Annotated in this window: 19 protein-coding genes; all 19 read left to right on the top strand. The window is 49.5% G+C overall.

The genetic code is table 11. The features are described 5' to 3' along the window. The first annotated feature begins 48 nt into the window (after nucleotides 1-48). Nucleotides 49-777, top strand: a complete 729-nt coding sequence (pyrH, locus tag BM412_RS13480) for a UMP kinase (protein WP_090976478.1) — start codon at nucleotides 49-51, stop codon at nucleotides 775-777. Nucleotides 778-781: 4 nt separating this feature from the next. Then, complete coding sequence (frr, locus tag BM412_RS13475) at nucleotides 782-1,336, top strand: ribosome recycling factor (protein ID WP_091218676.1); 555 nt, start codon at nucleotides 782-784, stop codon at nucleotides 1,334-1,336. A gap of 72 nt (nucleotides 1,337-1,408) precedes the next feature. Then, the gene (locus BM412_RS13470; RefSeq protein ID WP_371264780.1) at nucleotides 1,409-2,176 is read left to right on the top strand and encodes an isoprenyl transferase; all 768 of its coding nucleotides are present in this window, start codon (nucleotides 1,409-1,411) and stop codon (nucleotides 2,174-2,176) included. 27 nt (nucleotides 2,177-2,203) lie between these two features. Then, nucleotides 2,204-2,998, top strand: coding sequence for a phosphatidate cytidylyltransferase (locus BM412_RS13465; RefSeq protein ID WP_091218673.1), 795 nt, complete (start codon nucleotides 2,204-2,206; stop codon nucleotides 2,996-2,998). Between the two features lie 20 nt (nucleotides 2,999-3,018). Further along, a complete protein-coding gene (locus tag BM412_RS13460) occupies nucleotides 3,019-4,158 on the top strand; it encodes a 1-deoxy-D-xylulose-5-phosphate reductoisomerase (protein ID WP_091218669.1) in 1,140 nt (379 codons plus the stop codon). A 79-nt stretch (nucleotides 4,159-4,237) separates the two neighbouring features. Further along, the gene (gene rseP, locus BM412_RS13455) at nucleotides 4,238-5,518 is read left to right on the top strand and encodes an RIP metalloprotease RseP (RefSeq protein WP_091218666.1); all 1,281 of its coding nucleotides are present in this window, start codon (nucleotides 4,238-4,240) and stop codon (nucleotides 5,516-5,518) included. Between the two features lie 7 nt (nucleotides 5,519-5,525). Then, entirely contained in the window at nucleotides 5,526-6,974 is a 1,449-nt protein-coding gene (gene proS / locus BM412_RS13450; protein ID WP_091218664.1) for a proline--tRNA ligase, read from the top strand. 81 nt (nucleotides 6,975-7,055) lie between these two features. Continuing rightward, complete coding sequence (locus BM412_RS13445; RefSeq protein ID WP_091218661.1) at nucleotides 7,056-11,366, top strand: PolC-type DNA polymerase III; 4,311 nt, start codon at nucleotides 7,056-7,058, stop codon at nucleotides 11,364-11,366. A gap of 1,095 nt (nucleotides 11,367-12,461) precedes the next feature. Further along, on the top strand, nucleotides 12,462-12,923 hold the full coding sequence (rimP, locus tag BM412_RS13440; RefSeq protein ID WP_091218658.1) for a ribosome maturation factor RimP: 462 nt from the start codon (nucleotides 12,462-12,464) through the stop codon (nucleotides 12,921-12,923). 62 nt (nucleotides 12,924-12,985) lie between these two features. Continuing rightward, on the top strand, nucleotides 12,986-14,083 hold the full coding sequence (gene nusA / locus BM412_RS13435) for a transcription termination factor NusA (protein WP_091218655.1): 1,098 nt from the start codon (nucleotides 12,986-12,988) through the stop codon (nucleotides 14,081-14,083). 27 nt (nucleotides 14,084-14,110) lie between these two features. Next, nucleotides 14,111-14,428: an RNase P modulator RnpM gene (gene rnpM / locus BM412_RS13430; RefSeq protein WP_091218652.1), complete on the top strand. Its 318-nt coding sequence runs from the start codon at nucleotides 14,111-14,113 to the stop codon at nucleotides 14,426-14,428. Then, a complete protein-coding gene (locus tag BM412_RS13425; RefSeq protein ID WP_091218649.1) occupies nucleotides 14,409-14,744 on the top strand; it encodes a L7Ae/L30e/S12e/Gadd45 family ribosomal protein in 336 nt (111 codons plus the stop codon). Before rnpM ends, BM412_RS13425 begins: the two co-directional genes overlap by 20 nt. Beyond that, the gene (infB, locus tag BM412_RS13420) at nucleotides 14,737-17,649 is read left to right on the top strand and encodes a translation initiation factor IF-2 (RefSeq protein ID WP_091218646.1); all 2,913 of its coding nucleotides are present in this window, start codon (nucleotides 14,737-14,739) and stop codon (nucleotides 17,647-17,649) included. The genes BM412_RS13425 and infB overlap by 8 nt, the downstream gene beginning before the upstream one ends. A gap of 7 nt (nucleotides 17,650-17,656) precedes the next feature. Further along, on the top strand, nucleotides 17,657-18,010 hold the full coding sequence (gene rbfA, locus BM412_RS13415; RefSeq protein ID WP_091218644.1) for a 30S ribosome-binding factor RbfA: 354 nt from the start codon (nucleotides 17,657-17,659) through the stop codon (nucleotides 18,008-18,010). Next, a complete protein-coding gene (locus BM412_RS13410) occupies nucleotides 18,007-19,017 on the top strand; it encodes a DHH family phosphoesterase (RefSeq protein WP_091218641.1) in 1,011 nt (336 codons plus the stop codon). The genes rbfA and BM412_RS13410 overlap by 4 nt, the downstream gene beginning before the upstream one ends. Continuing rightward, on the top strand, nucleotides 19,014-19,940 hold the full coding sequence (gene truB / locus BM412_RS13405) for a tRNA pseudouridine(55) synthase TruB (RefSeq protein WP_371264779.1): 927 nt from the start codon (nucleotides 19,014-19,016) through the stop codon (nucleotides 19,938-19,940). Before BM412_RS13410 ends, truB begins: the two co-directional genes overlap by 4 nt. A 16-nt stretch (nucleotides 19,941-19,956) precedes the next feature. Continuing rightward, nucleotides 19,957-20,922 carry a bifunctional riboflavin kinase/FAD synthetase gene (locus BM412_RS13400; RefSeq protein ID WP_371264778.1) on the top strand — a complete coding sequence of 322 codons (966 nt, stop codon included), beginning with the start codon at nucleotides 19,957-19,959 and terminating at the stop codon, nucleotides 20,920-20,922. A 168-nt stretch (nucleotides 20,923-21,090) separates the two neighbouring features. After that, nucleotides 21,091-21,360 carry a 30S ribosomal protein S15 gene (gene rpsO / locus BM412_RS13395; RefSeq protein ID WP_090574209.1) on the top strand — a complete coding sequence of 90 codons (270 nt, stop codon included), beginning with the start codon at nucleotides 21,091-21,093 and terminating at the stop codon, nucleotides 21,358-21,360. Between the two features lie 241 nt (nucleotides 21,361-21,601). Further along, nucleotides 21,602-23,707 carry a polyribonucleotide nucleotidyltransferase gene (gene pnp, locus BM412_RS13390; RefSeq protein WP_091218634.1) on the top strand — a complete coding sequence of 702 codons (2,106 nt, stop codon included), beginning with the start codon at nucleotides 21,602-21,604 and terminating at the stop codon, nucleotides 23,705-23,707. The last annotated feature ends 36 nt before the right edge of the window (nucleotides 23,708-23,743 follow it).

Below are 23,743 nucleotides of genomic sequence, written 5' to 3'. Positions count from 1 at the left end.
GTCCGTATACGGCCTTTTAAACAAAGTTGAAGATGGAGGTATACCAAGTTGCAAAGTCCCGTGTACAAACGTATAGTGCTGAAGGTGAGCGGCGAATCGCTCTCGGGTAATAATGGCTTTGGAATCGACTCCGCAATGATTTCCTCAATTGCAGAGCAAGTAAAAGAAGTAGTGAAATTGAATGTTGAAGTCGCGATCGTATGCGGCGGCGGTAACATCTGGCGCGGAATTGCCGGTTCCGAAAAAGGGATCGACCGTGCTACGGCAGATTATATGGGTATGTTAGCGACAGTCATGAATTCTTTGGCGCTTCAAGACGCGCTGGAGCAAATCGATGTGCCAACTCGTGTGCAAACATCTATCGCCATGCAACAAATCGCTGAGCCTTACATACGCCGCCGGGCGATCCGTCACCTGGAAAAAGGGCGTGTCGTTATTTTCGCGGCAGGCACAGGCAATCCATTCTTCTCGACAGATACAACTGCAGCATTGCGCGCAGCTGAAATCGAAGCAGAAGTTATCCTAATGGCGAAAAATAAAGTGGATGGCGTTTACTCCGCAGATCCATTTAAAGACGCGACAGCGGAGAAGTTCGAAACGCTGACGTATATGGAAGTCCTAAACCGCAATCTTGGCGTCATGGACTCAACCGCTTCATCGCTTTGCATGGACAACAATATTCCGCTTGTCGTCTTCAACATTACCGAACAAGGGAATATCAAACGTGTAGTCCTTGGTGAAAAAATCGGTACTATTGTGATGAAAGGAAGCGTGTAAACCAATGCCACAAGCAATTAAGAAAAGCGCAGAAGATCGGATGGAGAAAGCAATCGGGGCACTGAGACGTGATCTTTCAACACTACGTGCCGGCCGTGCTACTCCAGCGCTGCTTGACCGCATTCAAGTTGAATATTACGGGGCAATGACGCCTGTCAATCAATTGGCGAACGTCAATACGCCTGATTCCCGTACGATTATGATCCAGCCTTGGGATAAAACCTCTTTGTCTGCGATTGAGAAAGCGATCATGAAATCGGATCTCGGTTTGACACCGTCGAACGATGGCACAACCATTCGCCTCAGCATTCCGATGCTGACAGAAGAACGCCGTTCGGAGCTCGTCAAATTGACGAAGAAGTTTGGCGAAGAAGCGAAGGTAGCTATCCGCAACGTACGTCGTGACGCGAATGACGACATCAAGAAACTCGAAAAAACCGAGATTTCGGAAGATGAGTCCCGCCGTCATCAAGATGATGTTCAGAAAACGACGGATAAATTTATCGCTGAAGTGGATAAAGTACTTGCTTCAAAAGAGAAAGAAATCATGGAAGTATAATGCAAGCTCTCCGGCCCCTCCAAATGGTGGGGTTTGTTGCATAAATCAACGTTAGCGTGGGAGGACGAGCGTGTGTTAAAACGATTGATGGCGTTATTCGGTAAAGCGTCCGTGAAACCAACTTCGCCGACGCTTGATCCGGATGGCATCCCGAAGCATATCGCCATTATTATGGACGGCAACGGCAGATGGGCGAAGAGCCGCGGCTTGCCTCGAATGGCCGGACACCACTCCGGTATGAAAACGGTCAAACGAATTACGATGGCTGCCGATCGACTTGGCGTGAAATATTTAACGCTGTATGCCTTTTCCACGGAAAATTGGAAACGCCCGAAAGCTGAAGTGGAATTTCTCATGAAGCTTCCTCAGGAGTTTCTGTCCATTGAGCTTAAGGATCTGATGGAGAACAATGTTCAGGTTCGGATGATGGGCTATAAGGGTGATTTGCCGGACTACACGCTGAGAGCGGTAGAAGAGGCGATTCTCCAAACGGCCAATAATACAGGGCTGGTCCTTAACTTCGCCCTTAATTATGGCAGTAGGAAAGAAATGATTGAAGCGGTGCGCACAATCGGTCAAGCTGTTCAAGATGGGAAGCTGACGCCGGATGAGATCGATGAATCGATGATGGAAGCGAACTTGCTATCCGCAGGTGTTCCTGATCCTGATCTGCTTATTCGTACGAGCGGCGAACTTCGATTGAGTAACTTCATGCTTTGGCAGCTCGCTTACAGCGAGATGTGGTTCACAGACGTCTATTGGCCTGAGTTTACGGAAGAGCATTTCTTTGAAGCTGTTCGAGAGTATCAGCGTCGCGGCCGTCGCTACGGCGGGCTGTAATCGGCCTTACTGGAGAGTGTCATATAGGTGAAACAACGTATAATTACCGGCCTAATTGGCGGTGCGGCATTTATTTTTCTAACTGTACTCGGCGGATGGTTTTTCTTTGCACTCCTCCTATTACTTGCTGTTATTGGGTTTATGGAATATACACGGATGAACGGGGTTTCTGTCAAACATCCGTTATCATTAATCGGGCTGGCAGGCATGCTGGTCTTGTTTATTCCTTGGGAAGATTTCGGCCTGGATTCGCCAGCAGCCATACATACAATTTGGTTATTGTTATTCTTATTACTCACGGTAACGGTTCTGACGAAAAATGTCATAACCATTGACGGAGCGGCATTGATGTTACTTGGAGCAGTTTATGTAGGCTACGGATTCCACGCAATGTACGAAGTGCGTAACGCGGAATTCCATGGTTTGCTTACGACTTGCATGGCTTTCGGTGCGATTTGGGCTTCTGATATCGGAGCTTATTTCACCGGACGGGCATTCGGTCGAAATAAATTGTGGCCATCCATCAGTCCCAATAAAACAATTGAAGGCTCGATCGGCGGTATTGTGCTTTCACTGGCCATCGCGGCCGTTTTTGCATGGATATACCCGGATATCATCAGCATCAGCAGGGCGCTGCTTATCGGTCTAATTGCAGCCGTTGCCGGGCAGTTTGGAGATCTCATTCAATCGGCTTACAAACGGATTCGCGGCATCAAAGATACCGGTTCGATTTTGCCCGGTCATGGTGGCGTACTGGATCGTTGCGACAGCTGGCTAATCGTGTTTCCATTGCTCGTTATGACCGAGTTGCTCCCCCTCTGATTCAAGGAGGCTCCTAAGCGTTGAAGAAAATAACGATTCTCGGTTCTACCGGTTCAATAGGGACGCAGACCTTGGATATTCTTAGTCATGAACCGGATCGCTATCAGGTTGAAGGTTTGGCTGCAGGCAACAACCTGCAATTGCTTATTGAGCAAGCCAATCAATTCAAGCCGAAGAGCGTTTGTTTATCCACCAAGGCGTTAGCGGAAGAAGCAGCTCCTCATTTGCCTCAAGGGACGAAGGTGCTCTACGGCAATGAAGGACTGATTGAAATCGCTGCTGATAATGAAGCAGATACCGTTGTGACCGCAATCGTGGGCAGCCGCGGGCTGCAGGCAACGCTTGCCGCAATTGATGCAGGGAAACATATCGGACTTGCGAATAAGGAAACGCTTGTAACGGCTGGTCATATCGTGATGCAGCGTGCCATTGACAAAGCTGTGTCCATTCTGCCCATCGATAGCGAGCACTCTGCAATATTTCAATGCTTAAATGGGGAACGTCGCAGTGATGTGAACCGTATTACTCTTACAGCGTCGGGAGGCTCTTTCCGGGACCGTACACGAGCAGAGCTTGAAGGTGTCACCGTTGCTGAAGCACTTAACCATCCGAATTGGTCGATGGGTGCCAAAATTACGATCGATTCCGCGACAATGGCCAACAAAGGGTTAGAAGTTATCGAGGCTCACTGGTTATTTGGCCTTCCTTACAATCAAATCGATGTACTTATTCACCCAGAGAGCATCATTCATTCCTATGTAGAGTTCGTGGATCACAGCATCATTGCTCAACTGGGGATGCCGGATATGCGCGTCCCGATTCAATATGCGCTTACGTATCCGGAACGCAGGCCAACGCCGACAAAGCGACTGCATTTAGCGAAGCTGTCTACCCTTCATTTCAGGGAAATGGACTTTGATCGGTACCCTTGTCTGCGATTCGCTTATGAGAGCGGACAGGCCGGTCAGTCTGCGCCAACTGTTTTCAATGCGGCGAATGAAACCGCGGTTGCTCGTTTCTTGGCAGGCGAGATCACATTCCTAGAGATTGAATCCGTTATTGAAGCTGTGCTGAACAAGCATCAGCTTGTCGATGTTCCCGATGTCGAGGCCATCGCAGAAGTAGATGCCTGGGCTCGAAGAGAAGCGGCAAGCATCTAACCGGTGGTTCTCTTGTATCGAACGGGAGAATAATGATAATCTAAGTACAGGCCGTTACGAACAGGAGGCAAGGGGAACGATGCATACGATTCAAGTCGTCTTTTTGACGGTAATGGTCTTCTTCGTCATTGTGACCATTCACGAGTGGGGTCATTTTTATTTTGCGAAGCGTGCCGGAATATTGGTTCGAGAGTTTGCGATTGGATTTGGTCCAAAGCTGTTTTCCATCAAACGAGGTGAAACCAGATATACGCTGAGGCTTGTCCCGGCAGGTGGTTTTGTCCGAATGGCCGGTGAGGATCCGGAGTTAATTGAGATTCATCCCGGGCAGACCGTTGCAGTACGGGTTAAAGATAATACGGTTACTCGTATTTACTTGGATCGCTTAGACGATCGCAGCAATGTTGTCCGCGGTGAAGTCGAAACCATCGATATCGAACGTAAACTGAAGCTTGCTCTGAGTGCGGACGGCATCACGGATTCTTACGACGTGCATCCGCAAGCGCTTCTGATCAGTAAAGGGAAAGAAACGCAGATCGCTCCGATCGACCGCCAATTTGGCAGTAAAACAGTAGGTCAACGGGCTCTTGCTATCGTTGCGGGTCCTGTCATGAACTTTGTTTTGGCTTTCGTATTGTTTGGTCTCTATTTCCAAATGGCCGGCGTTCCGATGGAGAATCCGGACCGTTTGTTAATTGGCAGCGTGGTGGAAGGAATGCCGGCATCACAAACGGATCTTCGCGTCGGTGATGTGATTGATTCGGTGAACGGAGAGAAGATCGGCGGGGATTCCAATAAGATGATCGAGCTGATCAGTAAATCGGTCGATGTGCCGCTCGTATTTAACGTGCTGCGTGACGGAAAGCCGATATCTTTCAAAATTACACCGAAGAAGGACCCGACTACAGGTGTCGGTAAACTCGGCATATCTGCTGCCGTACCTACACGTTCGGTTACGTTTGGGGAAACATTCACGTATGCCGGTAAAGCGATGAAGAACATGACGATTATGATCTTCGATGGATTTAAGAAGCTGATTCTCGGTGATTTCAAGATGGAGGATCTTGGCGGACCGGTACGGACTGCTCAAGTGACGAGTCAAATCGCGGATGAAGGCATTGTTCAGCTGACTTCATGGGTAGCGGTTCTAAGTCTGTATTTAGGTATTTTTAACCTGCTGCCAATTCCGGCGCTCGATGGGAGCCGGTTGGTTTTCCTCGGATTTGAAGCTGTACGAGGCCGTCCGGTGGATCCGAATCGGGAAAGCATGGTGCATTTCATCGGCTTTGCGATGCTGATGCTGCTCATGCTGGCGGTTACTTATAATGATATATTGCGATTGGTACGAGGGGAGCACTGAGTCGGTCATGTCGAAGGATAAGCAATTCGTAACGGAAATCACACCGCAAAACGAGGATTTCTCGCGGTGGTATATCGATGTTATCAAGAAAGCGGAATTAATGGATTATTCCCCGGTGCGCGGTTGTATCGTATTCCGCCCAGAGGGTTTTGAAATTTGGGAGCATATGAAGGATGAGCTCGACCGCAGGTTCAAAGAAACCGGTCACCGTAACGCTTACTTCCCGATGTTCATCCCGGAGAGTTTCTTCCTTAAAGAGAAGGAGCACGTGGAAGGTTTTAATCCGGAACTGCCTTGGGTTACCGAAGCAGGCGGAGAGAAGCTTGAAGAACGTTTGGCGATTCGTCCGACTTCGGAAACGATTATCGGCCATATGTACTCCAAATGGATTCAATCCTACCGCGATCTGCCTGTGCTGATCAATCAGTGGGCAAACGTCGTTCGTTGGGAGAAACGGACGCTTCCATTCTTGCGTACAACGGAGTTTCTATGGCAGGAAGGCCATACCGCGCATGAAACCGAAACGGAAGCGCGTGAAGAAACGAACCAAATGCTCGGGATTTATCGCGATTTCTGCGAGAACTACTTGGCTATTCCGGTTATTATGGGGCAGAAGACACCATCGGAACGTTTTGCAGGCGCAGTAGATACGTATTCCATTGAGGCGATGATGAAAGACGGCCGTGCCGTTCAGGCAGGAACGTCCCATTACCTTGGCAATAAATTCGCGGTTGCGTTCGATATTAAGTATTTGGATCGCGAGAATACACAACAATTTGTTCACACCACTTCATGGGGTGTATCGACGCGTCTACTGGGTGCGATGATTATGGTTCACGGTGACGATCGCGGTCTTGTGCTTCCTCCGAAAGTAGCGCCGACACAAGTCATCATGATTCCGATCGGACCTCCGAAGACACGTGAGCAAGTGGTTGGTCGTGTGGACGAGCTGTTCGCTGAGCTGAAGAAAGCCGGTATCCGCGTGAAAGTGGATGACCGCAGCGATGTAAGTCCGGGCTGGAAATTCAATGAATATGAAATGCGCGGCGTACCTATCCGCCTTGAGCTTGGCCCTCGTGATATGGAGAATGGACAAGTTGTTCTCGTGTCGCGTATCACCGGTGAGAAGCGCGTTGTCCTCCAGAGCAATTTGAAGGAAGAAATTGAGCATATGCTGGTTGAGACTCATAATGATATGCTTGAGCGTGCAAAGCAATTCCGTACGGAGCATACCTACTCGGTGGAGACGCTTGATGAGATGAAGGCTCTCTTCGAAGAACAGCGCGGTTTCGCGCTTGCCGGCTGGTGTGGATCAGATGCATGCGAGCGTCAAGTGAAGGAAGAAACGGGTGCAACGAGCCGTAACATTCCGTTTGAGCCTGCAGAGCACAAAACGGTTTGCCTCGTTTGTGGAGAGAAATCCGAGCATTCCGTCGTATTCGCCAGAGCTTATTAATAGCAACAAGAGTAAAAAAGGAATAAACGGCTGTATTCGCTGAAAGGCGGCGACAGCCGTTTCGTCTTGGGGGAGGACAATATGAACCAAACCGGGGGAAAGCGTCAGCGGTTCGAGCTGCTCTTGAAGCAGGCCGATCTGCCGCAGCAAATGGTTGATGAGTATTTTGCGGATGGGTATATAGAGAAAGTAATCGTAAGCCGGAGTAACCGGGAATGGACGTTTTGCATTGGCAAAACGACTATGGTTCCTTTACCGGCTTTTAGTGTTTTTTGCCGTGCAGTTGTTTCGAAGTATGCCCATATTGCTCAAATCTCGTTTCAATTTCAATATAGCGGCGATGTACCGAAGGATGAACTAATCCAAGAATATTGGCCGGCGTTTGTGGAATGGCTGCAGCAGAATAACCCTTCCGTTAACGGCTGGATCAGCAAATCGAAGATCATTGCAGAAGGCGACCTGATCACCCTTCATCTGATGGATGACATGGGTCTTGAACTGGCGAAGAAGAAAAAGATCGACGAACTGGCGATCGACTTCTTCAAGCAGCAATTTGCCACGACCTGCCGCATGAAGATGATCGTCGCTGAATCCAATCAAGAGGTGTACGAGCAGTTCGCGCAGAAGCGGGAGCAAGAAGAGCGCGAAGTGATACAAGCCATGATGACGAGCACGACGGTTTCCGAAGAGCCGACGCTGGACGAAGGCGAAGTTCGCCTTGTTGTCGGTTATGATATTCGAGATGCGCCTGTGCCGATTATGAATATTATCGAAGAAGAGAAGAAGGTCACCGTACAAGGTGCGGTCTTTGGCCTTGATGAGAAAGAGCTTCGTAATGGCAGCACCTTATTCACGTTCAATGTTACGGACTTTTCGGACTCGATAGCGATGAAGATGTTCGCGAAAACGAAAGACGATGTCAAAGTGCTGAAGCAGCTCGCGAATGGCAAATGGATCAAAGCTCGTGGACGCGTCGAGTACGACCGGTTCATGATGGAACCGGAGCTGGTCATGATGCCATCTGACATGCACGAGGTTGTGGCGCCTAAGGAAACGAAAGACGATGCCGAAGAGAAACGCGTCGAGTTTCACTTGCATACAACGATGAGTACCATGGATGCTGTCGCTCCGGTTGATGCATATATTAAGCAGGCTGCCAAATGGGGGCACAAAGCGATCGCCATTACGGACCACGGCAACGTGCAATGTTATCCGGAGGCGGCGAAAGCGGCTAAGAAACATGGCATTAAAGTGTTGTTCGGCTTAGAGGCGAACGTCGTCAATGACGCTATTCCGATGGTTATGAATGCACGCGAAGAAGCGATGCAGTCCGCCGTTTACGTTGTATTCGACGTCGAGACGACGGGACTATCGGTCGTGAACAACAAGATCATTGAGCTTGCCGGCGTCAAAATGCATGAAGGCAAAGAAATCGATCGGTTCTCGACGTTCATTAACCCGCATGAGAACATTCCTTATAACATTCAACAGTTAACGAATATCACGAACGAAATGGTTGAGGACGCGCCGGAGCTGGGACCGAAGATTCACGAGTTTATTGCGTTTATCGGCGATGCGGTGCTGGTTGCCCATAATGCTCGATTCGATATGGGGTTCCTGCAAGCGGCTTGCAAGCTTCACGGCCTTCCGGAAGTGAAAAATCCCGTACTGGATACGCTTGAATTCGCGCGATTCCTGCATCCGACGATGAAGAATCATCGTTTGAATACCCTTTCGGATAAATATAAAATCAGTCTCGAAAATCATCACCGCGCGATCGATGACTCCATTGCGCTCGGCGGCGTGCTATTCGGATTGATCGGGGATGCGGCTGCCCGCAACATAACCGGACTACAAATGCTGAACGACTATGTCGGGCTCGACTTGTCGAACATGCGGCCTTTCCATTGCTGCATCTACGCGCTCAACGGTGCGGGGAAGAAAAATTTGTTCAAGCTGATTTCGAAATCGCATACGGAACATTTTAAACGCGTCGCTACGATTCCGAAGAGCAAACTGACCGAATTGCGCGAAGGGCTGCTGGTAATCTCGGGATGCGAGAAAGGCGAGTTTTTCGAAGCCGTTATGAATAAGTCGATGGAAGAGGCAGAAGAAGTCGCGCATTATTACGATGTACTGGAAATTCAGCCGATCGACTTCTATATGCATCTTGTCGAGAAAGGTTTTGTAGCAAGCCGTGCTGAGATCGAACAGGCCATACGCCGCGTATGCGAGATTGGCGACAAGCTTGGTAAGCCGGTCATTGCTACAGGCAATGTGCATTACTTGCTTCAACGGGACAAGTTGTTCCGCGACATTACCATCCATGGCATAACAGGTTTCAGTCCGCTGAAAGATATCCGCAAGCCGGATGCTCATTTCCGCACGACGAAAGAAATGCTGGAGGAGTTCGCTTTTCTCGGTGAAGCCCGTGCTTATGAGGTTGTAGTCAAGAATACGTCAGAGCTTGCGGAACGATTTGAACCTTTTGATATGTTCCCGCCGAAATTGTTCGTTCCGATTATCGAAGGCGCCGATGACGAAATGCGTAATACGTGTTATGACACTGCTCGCAAACTCTATGGCGAACCGCTTCCGGATGTCGTCGTTCAACGTTTGGAGAGAGAGCTTGTTCCGATTACGAAAGCCGGTTTCGCAGCCAACTATCTCATTTCGGCGAAGCTTGTGAAGAAGTCCAATGAGGATGGGTACCTGGTTGGATCACGGGGTTCCGTAGGTTCGTCCATCGTTGCAACTTTCCTGGGGATATCCGAAGTAAATCCATTACCTGCGCATTACACTTGCTTAGATGAAGCATGTAAGTTTAGTGAATGGTTTCTTGACGGCAGCTATCCGAGCGGATTCGATTTACCGGATAAGGCTTGTCCGAACTGCGGTAAACCGCTCAAAGGTGAAGGGCAGGATATCCCGTTCGAGACGTTCCTCGGCTTTAAAGGGGATAAAGTTCCCGATATCGATTTGAACTTCTCCGGCGAATATCAGGCGGTAGCCCATAACTTCACGAAGACGATGTTCGGAGCGGAAAACGTATTCCGTGCGGGTACAATCGGTACGGTTGCGGAGAAAACCGCTTACGGCTATACGAAGAAATACGAAGAAGATTACGGCAAAAAATGGCGCGGTGCTGAGCTTGCGAGGCTCGCCAACGGCTGTACCGGTGTAAAACGAAGCACGGGCCAGCATCCCGGCGGTATCGTCGTAGTGCCGGACTACATCGAAGTTGAGGATGTAACACCGGTGCAGTATCCCGCCGATGACCAGAATGCCGAGTGGAAAACGACCCATTTTGACTATCATGCTTTCGAGGATAACCTCTTGAAACTCGATATTCTGGGGCACGACGATCCGACCATGATGCGTATGCTGCAGGATCTCACCGGAATTGATCCGACTACGATTCCGATGAACGATCCGAAAGTTATGAGTATGTTCAGTTCAACAGATGCCCTTGGCGTCACACCGGATAAAATCCGTTCTTCGGTCGCGACTTATGGCGTGCCCGAGATGGGAACCAAGTTCGTGCGCCAGATGCTTGAAGAGACGAAACCGGCGACCTTTGCCGATTTGCTGCAAATTTCAGGTTTGTCTCATGGAACAGGAGTATGGCTCGGCAACGCGCAAGAGCTGATTAAGAACCGTACGTGTACGATCAAGACCGTTATCGGTTGTCGTGATGATATTATGCTTTTCTTAATTTATAAAGCAGGTATGGATGCGGGGCTCGCCTTCAAAATTACCGAGAGCGTTCGTAAAGGTAAAGGTCTGACCGCTGAGTGGATCGATGAAATGAAACGCTGTAAAGTGCCGCAATGGTATATTGATTCCTGTTTGAAAATCGAGTATATGTTCCCTAAAGCCCATGCGGCTGCTTACGTTATCTCGGCTGTACGGACAGCGTACTTCAAGCTGTATCAGCCTATTGCGTATTATGCGACGTACTTCTCTATTCGCGCCGAGGACTTCGACTTAGAGCTCCTTTGCAAAGGCTATGAAGCTATCGCTAAGAAGCTGGTCGAAATTGAAGCCAAAGGCTTCAATGCCACGCCGAAAGAGAAAAACAGCGTTTCTTTGCTCGAGATGGCGCTGGAGATGACTGCACGCGGTTTCTCATTCAAGCCGGTAGATCTTTATCGTTCGGAAGCCACTCGATTCATCATTGACGGCAACTCGATCATCCCGCCGTTCGGCGCGATCAGCGGAATCGGCGAGAACGCTGCGAAGAACATCGCAGGGGCTCGGGATTTCGGTGAGTTCCTCTCGATCGAAGATTTCCAGCAAAAGTCCAAAGCAACCAAAACCATCGTCGAAGTACTGACGACAATGGGCTGCTTCAGGGGCTTGCCGGAGTCGAATCAGTTGTCGCTGTTTTAGGTTGACTCTGACCACTGTTGAGGGATATTCACTCTAGGTGAATAAGTAGCCGAAGGGGACGACCGGGTTTAGGGTACAGGTTAGTTTTGAGAAAGTTCGCCGCAGGTGAACGCAGATTAGATTGCAGAGAAACCCAACGTTTATGATAACGTCGGGTTTCTTTGTATATTTCGGTTTGTTTGAGGGTCCAATCTTCTCTTCATCATATACTGCAATGTTTCGCTCGCTTTCCGTTTTTTCGATTGATTCTGAACATTAACGGTTGCCAGCGTGCTTATTTCATGAAAGATATTACTATAGAAATTCTAACGGTTGCCAGCATCGTTATTCACTGCAAAATTGCTGATTTCTGTCGGGAAATGTCCTAATAAGCCCTCATGCAACCGTTAGATAATGAAAACAGTTATTTTAGGCTAAATAACCACTGTCACAACCGTTACAGGTTGGAAGATTGTTCTATTAAGTTCCGAAAACAAAAAACCAACGTTACAGCCGGAGACTTTACGTGCCCCTTTGAACTCGGGATGCCACCGCGAAGCCGTCTAATCGATCATCCGGAGTGGGGCAACGGCTGCAGGCGCACCCCGAGCGCACCTTCCAGCGCCGAATTTCTACTGGGGATTATGGTAGTTTAAGGTGTACGGGTTTCACAGAAGTTGCCGGAGAACCTCGGCAACTTCTGCTTCGCCCCTAAGCGCTGGTAAGCGAGGGGAAGGAGCGGAGTTCGGGGTGCAGCCGGAGAGTTTACGTGCCGCCTTTGAACTCGGGATGCCACCGGGAATGCGTCTAATCGAGCATCCCGAGTTCAACAGCGGCCGCAGTCTGACCTCAAATATAGCAACCCGCCACGAGTGCACTCTCCGGCGCCGTATTGTCACCACATCATGGTTATGTTATAATCTTTCTGGTAATGCTGATGATACGACCTTTTCGCAGAAGAGTGGGGAAACCCACTCTTTACGTTTTGTCTGCACCTTTTTACATATACGATGGGACATAAGCAGGTCTGCAACAGGTGCATTTCAGCTGAAAAATTAAACTGACCGTACGCCGCCTATGTTGTGGCGCACCGCTGCAGTGGGAGGTACATTGTTTTTGAGCACATCCACAATCAAAACCGCTGTCGAAGAAATGGTTAGACCGTTCCTCGATGAAAATGGATTTGAACTCGTTGACGTAGAGTATGTGAAAGAAGGAAGCAACTGGTTTCTTCGTGTCTACGTGGACAAAGAAGGCAACATTGATATCGATGAATGCGGCCGGATTAGCGAATATTTGAGCGAGAAGCTGGATGAGAACGATCCGGTATCTGACGCTTATTTTCTCGAAGTATCCTCACCGGGTGCGGAACGTCCGCTTAAGAAGCCCGAAGATGTTAAGAAAGCGGTCGGCAAGCATGTGTTTGCGACGACCTATGAGCCGATTGGCGGCTTGAAAGAATTCGAAGGCAAGCTTCTTTCATTTGATGGGGAAGAGATCGTCATTGAAATCGGTAAGAAGAAACACACCTTACCGTATGCGAAGGTTGCAAGTGCACGTTTAGCCATCGTCTTCTAAGGAGAAGACAACGGCATGATTATAACGTTAGGGAACTAGTTGAAAGGGGGAACTCATTTCCAATGAGCATGGAATTTATTGAAGCACTGACGGAAATCGAAAGAGAGAAGGGGATCAGCAAGGATATCTTGCTGGAAGCCATTGAAGCAGCCCTGATTTCGAGCTACAAACGCAATTTTAATACCGCCCAAAATGTACGTGTTGATATTAACCGGTTTACCGGAGTCATTAAAGTGTATGCACGCAAAGCCGTAGTGGAGGATGTACTGGATCCGCGGCTTGAGATCTCGGTTGAAGCTTCCCGTGAGATCAACCCGCACTATCAGCTTGATGATATCGCGGAAATCGAAGTAACGCCTCGTGATTTTGGCCGGATTGCGGCACAAACCGCGAAGCAAGTCGTTACGCAGCGTATTCGTGAAGCAGAACGCGGCCTCATTTACAATGCCTTCATTGATAAAGAGGAAGACATTGTGAATGGTATCGTGCAGCGTCAAGACGTGCGCAACCTGTTTATCGACCTTGGCAAAGTAGAAGCGGTGCTGCCGCTGACAGAATTGATGCCAACGGACAAATTCAAGCATGGAGACCGCGTGAAATCGTTCATCACGAAAGTGGAGAACACGACGAAAGGACCGCAAATCTTCCTTTCCCGTACGCACCCGGGCTTGCTGAAACGCCTTTTCGAACTCGAAGTGCCTGAAATTTATGATGGCGTTGTTGAGATTCGTTCTGTCGCACGTGAAGCGGGCTTCCGCTCCAAAATCGCTGTTTATTCCCGCAATGCCGAAGTGGATCCGGTTGGATCATGCGTAGGTCAGAAGGGGATGCGTGTACAAACCATCGTTACGGAGCTTAAAGGCGAGAAGATTGACATCGTCCGTTGGTCCGAGAACGTTGAAGAATATGTTGCGAATGCGCTTAGCCCTTCTAAAGTTATCGAGGTAATCGTATACGAGCAAGAGAAGATGGCACGCGTGATCGTACCGGATTATCAGCTGTCGCTGGCAATCGGGATCAAAGGTCAGAATGCTCGTTTGGCTGCGAAGCTGACGGGTTGGAAGATTGATATTAAGAGCGAAACGCAAGCGGAGCAAGAATTCGGTCGTCCAAAGTCGCCGATGAGCACGATGCATCAGGATTCCGTCTCCATCGACTAAGAGCTGATGTTCAGGGGGGGATGAACGGTGAGACCTAGAAAAATTCCACTGCGTAAATGTGTAGCTTGCCAAGAGATGAAGGCGAAGAAAGAGCTGATCCGCGTCGTTCGTACGCCTGATGAATCGGTTCTGATCGATTTGACGGGGAAGAAAGCAGGTCGCGGCGCTTATCTTTGCGGGAAAGTTGCTTGCTTTAAGCTAGCCAAGAAGAGCAAAGCGCTGGATCGGGCCTTGAAACAAACCGTCGGCATCGAAATCTATGATCAGCTCGAGCAAGATTTTATCGCCGTTGAGGACACGTTTAACGCGAATAAGGATGAGATCGATGACGAAGACGAAGCATAAATCGCTTAACACGCTGGGCATGGCGATGCGGGCCGGCAAGCTCGTTACCGGAGACGAAACCGTACTGAAAGCCGTTCAGCAGGGAAAAGCGAAACTTGTCATAGTTGCCGGTGATGCATCAGATAATACGAAGAAGAAGTTTCGGGACAAATGTACCTCTTACAATGTCAAACTGGTAGAAGCATTCGATCGCATTACGCTTGGGGAAGCAATCGGCAAGTCAGAGCGAGTTCTCATTGGTGTAACCGACTCAGGCTTTTCCAAAAGCATTGCACAGAGCTTAATTGAACCTTCGGAGGTGGAGTATATTGACTAAACAACAAGACAAAGATAAACTACGCGTTTACGAATACGCGAAAAACTTAAATATGAGCAGCAAGGAAATCATCACGATCCTAAAGCGACTCAATCTGCCCGTAAACAATCATATGAGCGTTATGGAAAATGAAATGGTTTCGAAGGTGGAAGGTTTCTTCCGCGATATTAAAGCTAACGCAGCAGCGAAACGCGCCCAGGAGAGCGCGACCGTCTCTGCAGCAGCTCAATCGTCTAATCGCCAGCAACCGCAGGGTCAGCCTGAACGCAAGGCTCAATCAAGCACGAATGCTCCAGCGCAAGGACATGGACAGGTCAACAAAAATACTCAGGAACAGCAGGGGAATATGAATACAACTAATACGCAAGCACCTAGCACGAACGCAGCTCAGACTGCGAACGCGGCGCCAAGTCCGGCAAGCACGCAAACACCGGCAACAGGCGTAACAGCGAGCACGACACCGACGACCTCCACTCAACAGCCTACATCAGGCCAACCGCAAGGCAGCTCGAATCCGCGTCCGCAAGGTCAAGGCGGCTATCAAGGCAATCGTCCGCAAGGCCAAGGCGGCTACCAAGGCAACCGTCCGCAAGGCCAAGGCGGTCAAGGCAACCGTCCGCAAGGCCAAGGCGGCGGCTATCAAGGCAATCGTCCGGCAGGTCAAGGCACCGGATATCAAGGTAATCGTCCACAAGGCCAAGGCTCGTCGCAAGGCGGTCAAGGTCAACGTCCGCAAGGCCAGGGTTCGTCGCAAGGCGGCCAAGGTCAACGTCCGCAAGGACAGGGCGGCTACCAAGGCAACCGTCCGCAAGGTCAAGGCGCCGGCGGCGGCGGTTATCAAGGCAACCGTCCGCAAGGCCAAGGCTCGTCGCAAGGCGGTCAAGGCGGCGGATTCCGTCCTTCAACTCCGCGTCCGGATCAAGCAAGTCAAGCACCTAGTCGTAACAGTGCGCCGGCTCGTACATTCGAGTCACGCAGCACAAGTTCCGATGATCATGCAAAGAAAAGAAATAATCCGAAGGCAGCTAGCAACAACTTCGGTGCGAATAAACGTTTCGATGATTCCCGTACCGGCAATTTCAAAAACAATCGCGGCGGTAAGAACAACCGTGGTAAAGGTCAACAGCAAGATCGCAAAGAGAAAATCGACAACACGCCTAAGAAGATTATCGTCCGCGGCGAAGTAACGGTTGGCGAATTGGCTAAATTGCTGCATAAGGATGCTTCCGAGGTTATCAAGAAACTCATCATGCTTGGCGTAATGGCTACCATTAACCAAGAGGTGGATCTGGATACCGTTCAATTGATCGCGACTGAATATGGCGTTGAGGTTGAAGTGAAGATCCCCGTTGAAGAGGATGCGTTTGAGACATTGGAAGAGAAGGACGAAGAGGGTACACTCGAGAATCGTCCGCCGGTTGTAACGATCATGGGTCACGTCGATCATGGTAAAACAACGCTTCTTGATGCCATCAGACATACTAGCGTCACTTCCGGTGAAGCCGGCGGTATCACGCAGCATATCGGTGCTTATCAAGTTGAAATCAACAATAAGAAAATTACGTTCCTCGATACACCGGGTCACGAAGCGTTTACGCTCATGCGTGCTCGCGGTGCTCAAGTAACGGATATTACCATTATCGTTGTAGCTGCTGATGACGGCGTTATGCCGCAAACGGTTGAAGCAATCAACCATGCTAAAGCAGCAGGCGTTCCAATTATCGTGGCCGTTAACAAAATCGATAAGCCGGGCGCTGACGTAGATAAAATCAAACAAAGTTTGACTGAATATGCACTCGTTCCGGAAGAGTGGGGCGGCGATACAATCTTCGTAAACGTGTCTGCGAAACAACGCACGAACCTCGAAGAGCTGCTTGAAATGATCTTGCTTGTAGCTGAAATGAATGACTACAAAGCAAACCCTAACAAACGTGCTCGCGGTACTGTAATCGAAGCCGAGCTGGATAAAGGTAAAGGTCCGGTTGCGCGTATTCTGGTTCAACACGGCACACTTAAGATCGGCGATGCATTCGTTGCAGGTAACTGCTTCGGCCGCGTTCGCGCCATGGTGAATGACAAAGGCCGTCGTCTCAAAGAAGCGGGCCCAAGTACACCGATCGAGATTACCGGGTTGACTGAAGTTCCGCAAGCCGGCGATCCGTTCCTTGTATTTGAAGACGAGCGTAAAGCACGTGCCATTGCGGAACGTCGTGCGATTAAGCAGCGTCAATCCGAGCTGGGTGCAAATTCGAGAGTAACGCTTGAAGATTTGTACAATCATATTAAAGAAGGCGAGATCAAGGATCTGAACGTAATCATCAAAGCTGACGTTCAAGGTTCCTCAGAAGCGCTTAAAGGATCTCTTGCTAAGATCGATATCGAAGGCGTACGCGTTAAAATCATCCATAGCGGTGCAGGCGCGATCACGGAATCCGATATCAACTTGGCAGCAGCATCAAGCGCAATCGTGATCGGCTTTAACGTTCGTCCGGAGCCGCAGGCGCTTGCAACGGCGGAGCAGGAGAAAGTCGATATTCGTCTGCACAGCATTATCTATAACGTGATTGACGAGATCGAGCATGCCATGAAAGGGATGCTGGATCCAATCTTCAAAGAAGTTATTTTGGGCCAGGCTGAAGTGCGTAATATTTTCAAAGTTACCAAGGTCGGCGTAATTGCAGGCTGTATGGTTACTTCCGGAAAAATTACACGCAGCGCGAAAGCTCGCTTAATCCGTGCCGGTATCGTGGTTTTGGAAACCGAAATCGAATCGCTTAAACGGTTCAAGGATGATGCAAAAGAAGTGGCGCAAGGCTATGAGTGCGGCATAACGCTCGAGAAGATGAACGACCTTAAAGAGGGAGACATTATCGAGGCTTACGTCCTGGAAAGTGTAGAGAGGTGATCAACCTATGGCTAAAGTCCGCGTAGGACGTGTAGGTGAACAAATCAAGAAAGAATTAAGCCAAATCATTCAGACCGAGCTTAAAGATCCGCGTATCGGTTTCATTACAGTAACCGGCGTTGATCTTACGAATGACCTGTCGCAAGCACGTGTGTACCTTAGTGTCCTCGGAAGTGAAGAGCAGAAGGAAGAAACGCTTAAAGCTCTTGCCCGCGGTACAGGTTTCATTCGCTCTGAGCTCGGTAAACGAATTCGATTCCGCCATACACCGGAGCTGCTGTTTAAATTCGATAGCAGCATCGAGTACGGCAGCAAGATCGAAGCGTTGCTGCATACGATTAATGGCCGGAGCGGCGAATGACTGCGGCGAAAGCTGCGGTTTTCTCGGCCGCTTATACAGAACAGCTGCAAGCGGCGCTTGAGTTCATTCGAGACGGCAATCGGTTTCTTGTCGTCTCGCATGTTCAGCCGGATGGAGATGCAATCAGCTCGACGATCGTAGTCGGTTGGATTCTTAGCCAATTGGGTAAACAAGCCGTCCTGATTAATGAAGGTGCAGTACCGATTCGTCTTCATTACATGGAATCGTCTGCCTCGATTATTAATTATAGCCAGCAGCCGTTGGAAGAAACGTTCGACCGCATCATTGCCGTTGATTGCGCGGACTTCCGCCGAATCGGGCGTGTCAGCGAAAGATTTGCCGAATCAGCTCAACTGCTTAATATCGATCATCATCCTACTAACGATGCTTTCGGCACCGCTAACTTGATTCGAATCGATGCGGCCGCAACGGTCGAAATTTTATATGATCTTATTGAGCATGGGGCCATTTCACTTGATCGTGAAGTTGCTACCGCCATTTATACAGGTCTTCTTACCGATACCGGCGGATTCCGTTACTCCAACACAACGCCAAGGGTTATGCAGGTTGCGGCCCGCATGCTTGCGGAGGAGGTTGAAGGACACTGGATCGCCAACCATTTGCTGGAGCAAATGACAAAGCCACAGCTGCTTCTCTTGCAGCGTGGATTGAATCGGTTGACGTTCTCCGACGATAACCGGATTGCATGGTTGTATGTTGCTTTCTCCGATATGGCGGAAACCGGCGCGGTTGGCGATGACCTTGAAGGTCTGGTCAACTACGCGGTAAATGTGGAAGGCGTTGACGTGGGCATCTTGTTTAAAGAAACCGAGAATGGCGATGTGAAAGTCAGCATGCGTTCTTCCGGAAAAGCAGATGTTTCGGCAATTGCGCAAACGTTTGGCGGCGGCGGACATGTCCGGGCTGCAGGTTTTCGATTGGAGCAAGGCATACAGGAAGCGATCGGCAAAGTTGTGCAAGCAGCAAGTGAGGCGCTAAACCTATGATGGATGGCATATTGGCGGTTTGGAAGCCGGCTGGCTGGACCTCGCATGACGTGGTCGCGAAAGTCAGAGGGATCGTTAAAGTCAAGCGAATCGGCCATACCGGTACACTAGATCCTGCTGTAACCGGTGTGCTGCCGCTTTGTATTGGCCGGGCGACGCGCGTAGTCGAATACGTGCAGGAGCGGCCTAAATGCTATGAAGCGGTGATGCAGTTTGGCATCGCGACCGATACAGAGGATTTAACCGGAACTGTGCTCGAAGAGCTTCCTTCCGTGACATTGACGGAAGCGGATATTCGCCGCGTCTTGTCTTCGTTCTTGGGCAATATCGAGCAGGTGCCTCCGATGTACTCCGCTGTTCGAGTAGATGGTAAACGGTTATACGAGTTGGCACGCGAAGGCCAAGTGATTGAACGGAAATCCAGACCTGTAACGATTTATGCATTGGATTTGCTGGACATGAAGCTGGATCAGCCTCATCCGACTATTCGTTTCTCCGTTTCCTGCTCCAAAGGCACCTATATTCGCACACTATGCGTGGATATTGGACAAGCCCTTGGAGTACCTGCTGTTATGGCGGAATTAATTCGGACGATGTCCGGCGGTTTTACAAAGGAGCAATGCTTCACGCTCGAACAAATCGCGCAGCTTCAAGCTGCCGGCGAACTGGAAGAGAAGCTGACGCCATCTGATGAGGCGCTTGATCATTTTCCCCGCGCTACTGTGAGCATGGAGAATGTACAGCGCGCCTTCCAAGGCAAGCGGATCTACTTGAACGCGATGTTCGATCATGGAGAATACGCTGCGGATTCCATCATTCGCCTATATGGCAAAGACGGTACTTTCGTAGGGTTGTTTACTCCGGATGAAGAAACAGCGACGCTTAAAGCTGTTAAGGTGTTCACCAAAACAGCAGATTTGTGAAGAACATAAAGCAGGTGTGACTGCAGTGGAAATCATCTCATTACAATATCCGATTGTCTCGTCTCAAGCGGCGCTTACAGCGAAACCGAAAACGCTGGCGATCGGTCATTTTGACGGCGTACATCGCGGCCATCAGAACGTGATTCGGCATGCGATGGAAACTGCCCGTGCGGCTGGTCTGCAGGGAGCAATTATGACCTTTCATCCTCACCCGAAGGAAGTGCTTGGTCAGAGCGGGCAGTACACGGCAAGCTTAACTCCCCTTGATGAGAAGGTCGAACGCTTTCGCAAATTAGGCGCTCAAGTCGTATACATCGTGAACTTCGATTTGGAGTTCGCGAGCGTTACGCCGGCGGACTTTGTCGAGCAGGTGCTTCGTCCGCTTCAGGTGAAGAAAGCGACGGTAGGCTTTGATTTTACCTTCGGAGCCAAGGGTGCAGGGAAGCCGGAAACATTATGGGCACTTGGTGAGCCTGATATCGAGGTGGAAATCGTGGATCCTTTCACGCAGGATGGGGATAAAGTAAGCAGCACGCTGATACGTGAAGCACTTTCGGAAGGACGGCCCGAAGTAGCGGAACAGCTGCTCGGCGAACCGTACCAAGTACGGGGCGTTGTTATTCATGGGGAAGGCAGAGGACGGACGATTGGTTTTCCGACAGCGAACATTAAGCAGGAAGCAGCCTATGTGATTCCAAGACAAGGCGTTTATGCGGTAATGGTTCAAGTTGACGGGAAGCGGGTGCCTGCTGTACTCAACATTGGCGTGAAGCCAACTTTCCATGAGAAACTGCCGGAGCCTGTCATGGAAGCGCATCTGCTTGATTTCAGCGGCGATCTGTACGATAAATCCATCACCGTCCAATTTATCTCCTTCTTGCGAAGCGAGAAGAAGTTCGGATCCATTGATGAATTGATTGCCCAGATCAAATCAGATGCCGAACAGGCGAGTTCCGTTCTGGCTGCTTACAATAAGAATTAAGCTCGGCATTTACTTCTTATAGGCAGTTGTGGTATACTCTATTTCGTTGCGTAATCATATTCCAGTCTCACTACACACGCAATGCACAGAACCTTAGCTTGGCCAGTTCGTTTTTCACCGGGCGACGGCGAGGCTAACGGCGATTATGATAGAAGGAGGTGAACATGGATGGCACTTACACAAGAGCGTAAACACCAATTGATCGACGAACACAAAACCCACGCGAACGATACCGGTTCTCCGGAAGTTCAAATCGCTATCCTGACGCAAAACATCGTCAACTTGACAGATCATCTTCGGACGCACAAGAAAGATCATCACTCGCGTCGCGGTCTGCTTAAGATGGTTGGTCAACGTCGTAAACTGTTGGCTTACTTGAAAAACAAAGACGTTAAACGTTACAGCGCATTGATCGAAAAACTCGGCCTTCGCCGATAATAGATGCGGGGATAAAAGCAACCTGGTTGTCAAGCCGCCTGGGATTCCAGGCTCAGCTGCACTGGGTTGCTTTTTGTAAATAAAGCATACATAATGTTTTTGAACAGCTCCATTTGGAGCTTTTCTTATAGGTAATTTTACAGCAGTTTTTGGTATGTAAGTTTGCGTATGGAAATTAATGAAACCTGACAGCTGAGCATCCCGGGTGGGATGTAGCGGCTTGCAGTTAAGGAGGAATAATATGCTGCATCGTGTAGAAACAACGCTTGGCGGCCGACCGTTTATTCTGGAGACGGGTCGTCTGGCTAAACAAGCAAACGCAGCAGTAACCGTCAAATACGGTGAAACTGTAGTCTTGTGTACGGTGGTATCGTCCAGCGAACCGAAGAATCTGGACTTTTTCCCGCTGACCGTCAATTATGAAGAGCGTTTGTATGCCGTAGGTAAAATTCCGGGCGGCTTCATTAAACGTGAAGGACGTCCAAGTGAGAAAGCGATTCTGGCGAGCCGTTTGACAGACCGTCCGATTCGTCCGCTGTTCCCGGAAGGCTTCCGTAACGAAGTTCAGATTGCCAACATCGTCATGAGCGTGGATCAAAACTGCACACCGGAAATCGCAGCGATGATCGGTACATCGGCAGCGTTGACGCTGTCTGATATTCCGTTCAACGGACCGATTGGCGGCGTAATCGTTGGCCGTATCGATGGTCAATTCATCATTAACCCAACGGTTGATCAAGAAACGAAGAGCGACGTTCACGTTGTCGTTTCAGGCACCAAAGATGCGATTATGATGGTTGAAGCGGAAGCAAACGAAGTGCCGGAGGATGTCATCCTCGAAGCCATCATGTTCGGTCACGATGAAATCAAACGTATTGTTGCTACAATTGAAGAGCTTCAAGCGCTTGCAGGGAAACCGAAGGTTGAAGTGAAGCTACATACAGTGGATGCTGCGGTGAATGAGGCTGTTCGCGCTTACGCGAAAACACGTCTTGTTGAAGCAGTCAGCATTGCGGAGAAGCATGCTCGTCAAGAAGCGATTGACGTTGTGAATGCGGATACGATTGCTCACTTTGAAGCGGAATATGCGGAAACGCCTGAGCTTATTGGCGATGTAAAGGAAGTTCTTTACGATATCGTGAAAGAAGAAGTTCGTCGTTTGATCACGCATGATAAGATTCGTCCGGATGGACGAGCTCTGAGCGAAATTCGCCCAATCGAATGTGATGTTGCCTTGCTGCCACGCACGCATGGTTCCGGGTTGTTCACACGTGGACAAACGCAAGCACTAAGCATTTGTACGCTTGGCGCACTTGGCGATGTGCAAATTCTTGACGGTATCGATCTGACTGAAACGAAACGTTTCATGCATCACTATAACTTCCCTCCGTTCAGTGTAGGGGAAGCCAGACCGCTGCGTCCTCCGGGCCGTCGCGAAATCGGTCACGGTGCTCTTGGCGAGCGCGCGTTGTCCAAAGTCATTCCGAATGAAACTGAATTCCCATATACGATTCGTCTCGTTTCCGAGGTATTGGAATCGAACGGCTCCACCAGCCAAGCAAGTATCTGCGCAAGCACACTTGCCATGATGGATGCGGGCGTTCCAATCAAAGCACCTGTAGCAGGTATCGCAATGGGGCTAATCAAAGACGGCGATCACTTCTCCATTCTCTCGGATATTCAAGGGATGGAAGATCACCTCGGCGACATGGACTTTAAAGTTGCCGGTACGGCAGCTGGCGTAACTGCCATTCAAATGGATATCAAAATCGACGGTATCGATCGTGCGATTCTCTCGCAATCCTTGGAGCAAGCACGTGTAGGCCGTTTGCACATTCTTGGTAAAATGAATGAAGTCATGCAAACACCTCGTACGAGCCTGTCGCAATATGCACCGAAGATCGTCATTATGAAGATCCATCCGGACAAAATCCGTGACGTTATCGGCTCCGGCGGTAAAATCATCAATAAAATCATTGATGAGACCGGCGTAAAAATCGATATCGAGCAAGATGGAACAGTCTTCATCGCTTCTTCCAACGCAGAAGCGAATGAGCGTGCAAAACAAATCATCGAAGGCATCGTACGTGAAGTCGTTGTAGGCGAGGTTTACCTCGGTACAGTAAAACGGATCGAGAAATTCGGCTGCTTCGTCGAGATTTTGCCGAATAAAGATGGTTTGGTTCATATTTCACAAATCTCCACAGAGCGTGTTGCGAAAGTTGAAGATGTCTTGAAAATCGGCGATCAAATTACGGTTAAAGTAACGGAAATCGACCAACAAGGCCGTATCAACTTGTCCCGCAAAGCGGTTCTGACTCCAGAGGTTCCTGCTCAGCAGTCCTAAGGAATGCGAGGGCAGATACGAAGTTAGAGACAGATG

This window comes from Paenibacillus sp. BC26 (assembly GCF_900116125.1).
GTDB classification, from domain to species: domain Bacteria; phylum Bacillota; class Bacilli; order Paenibacillales; family Paenibacillaceae; genus Paenibacillus_Z; species Paenibacillus_Z lignilyticus.
The sequence above is the reverse complement of the archived record's forward strand: the minus strand, read 5'-3'. Positions and strand labels throughout refer to the sequence as shown.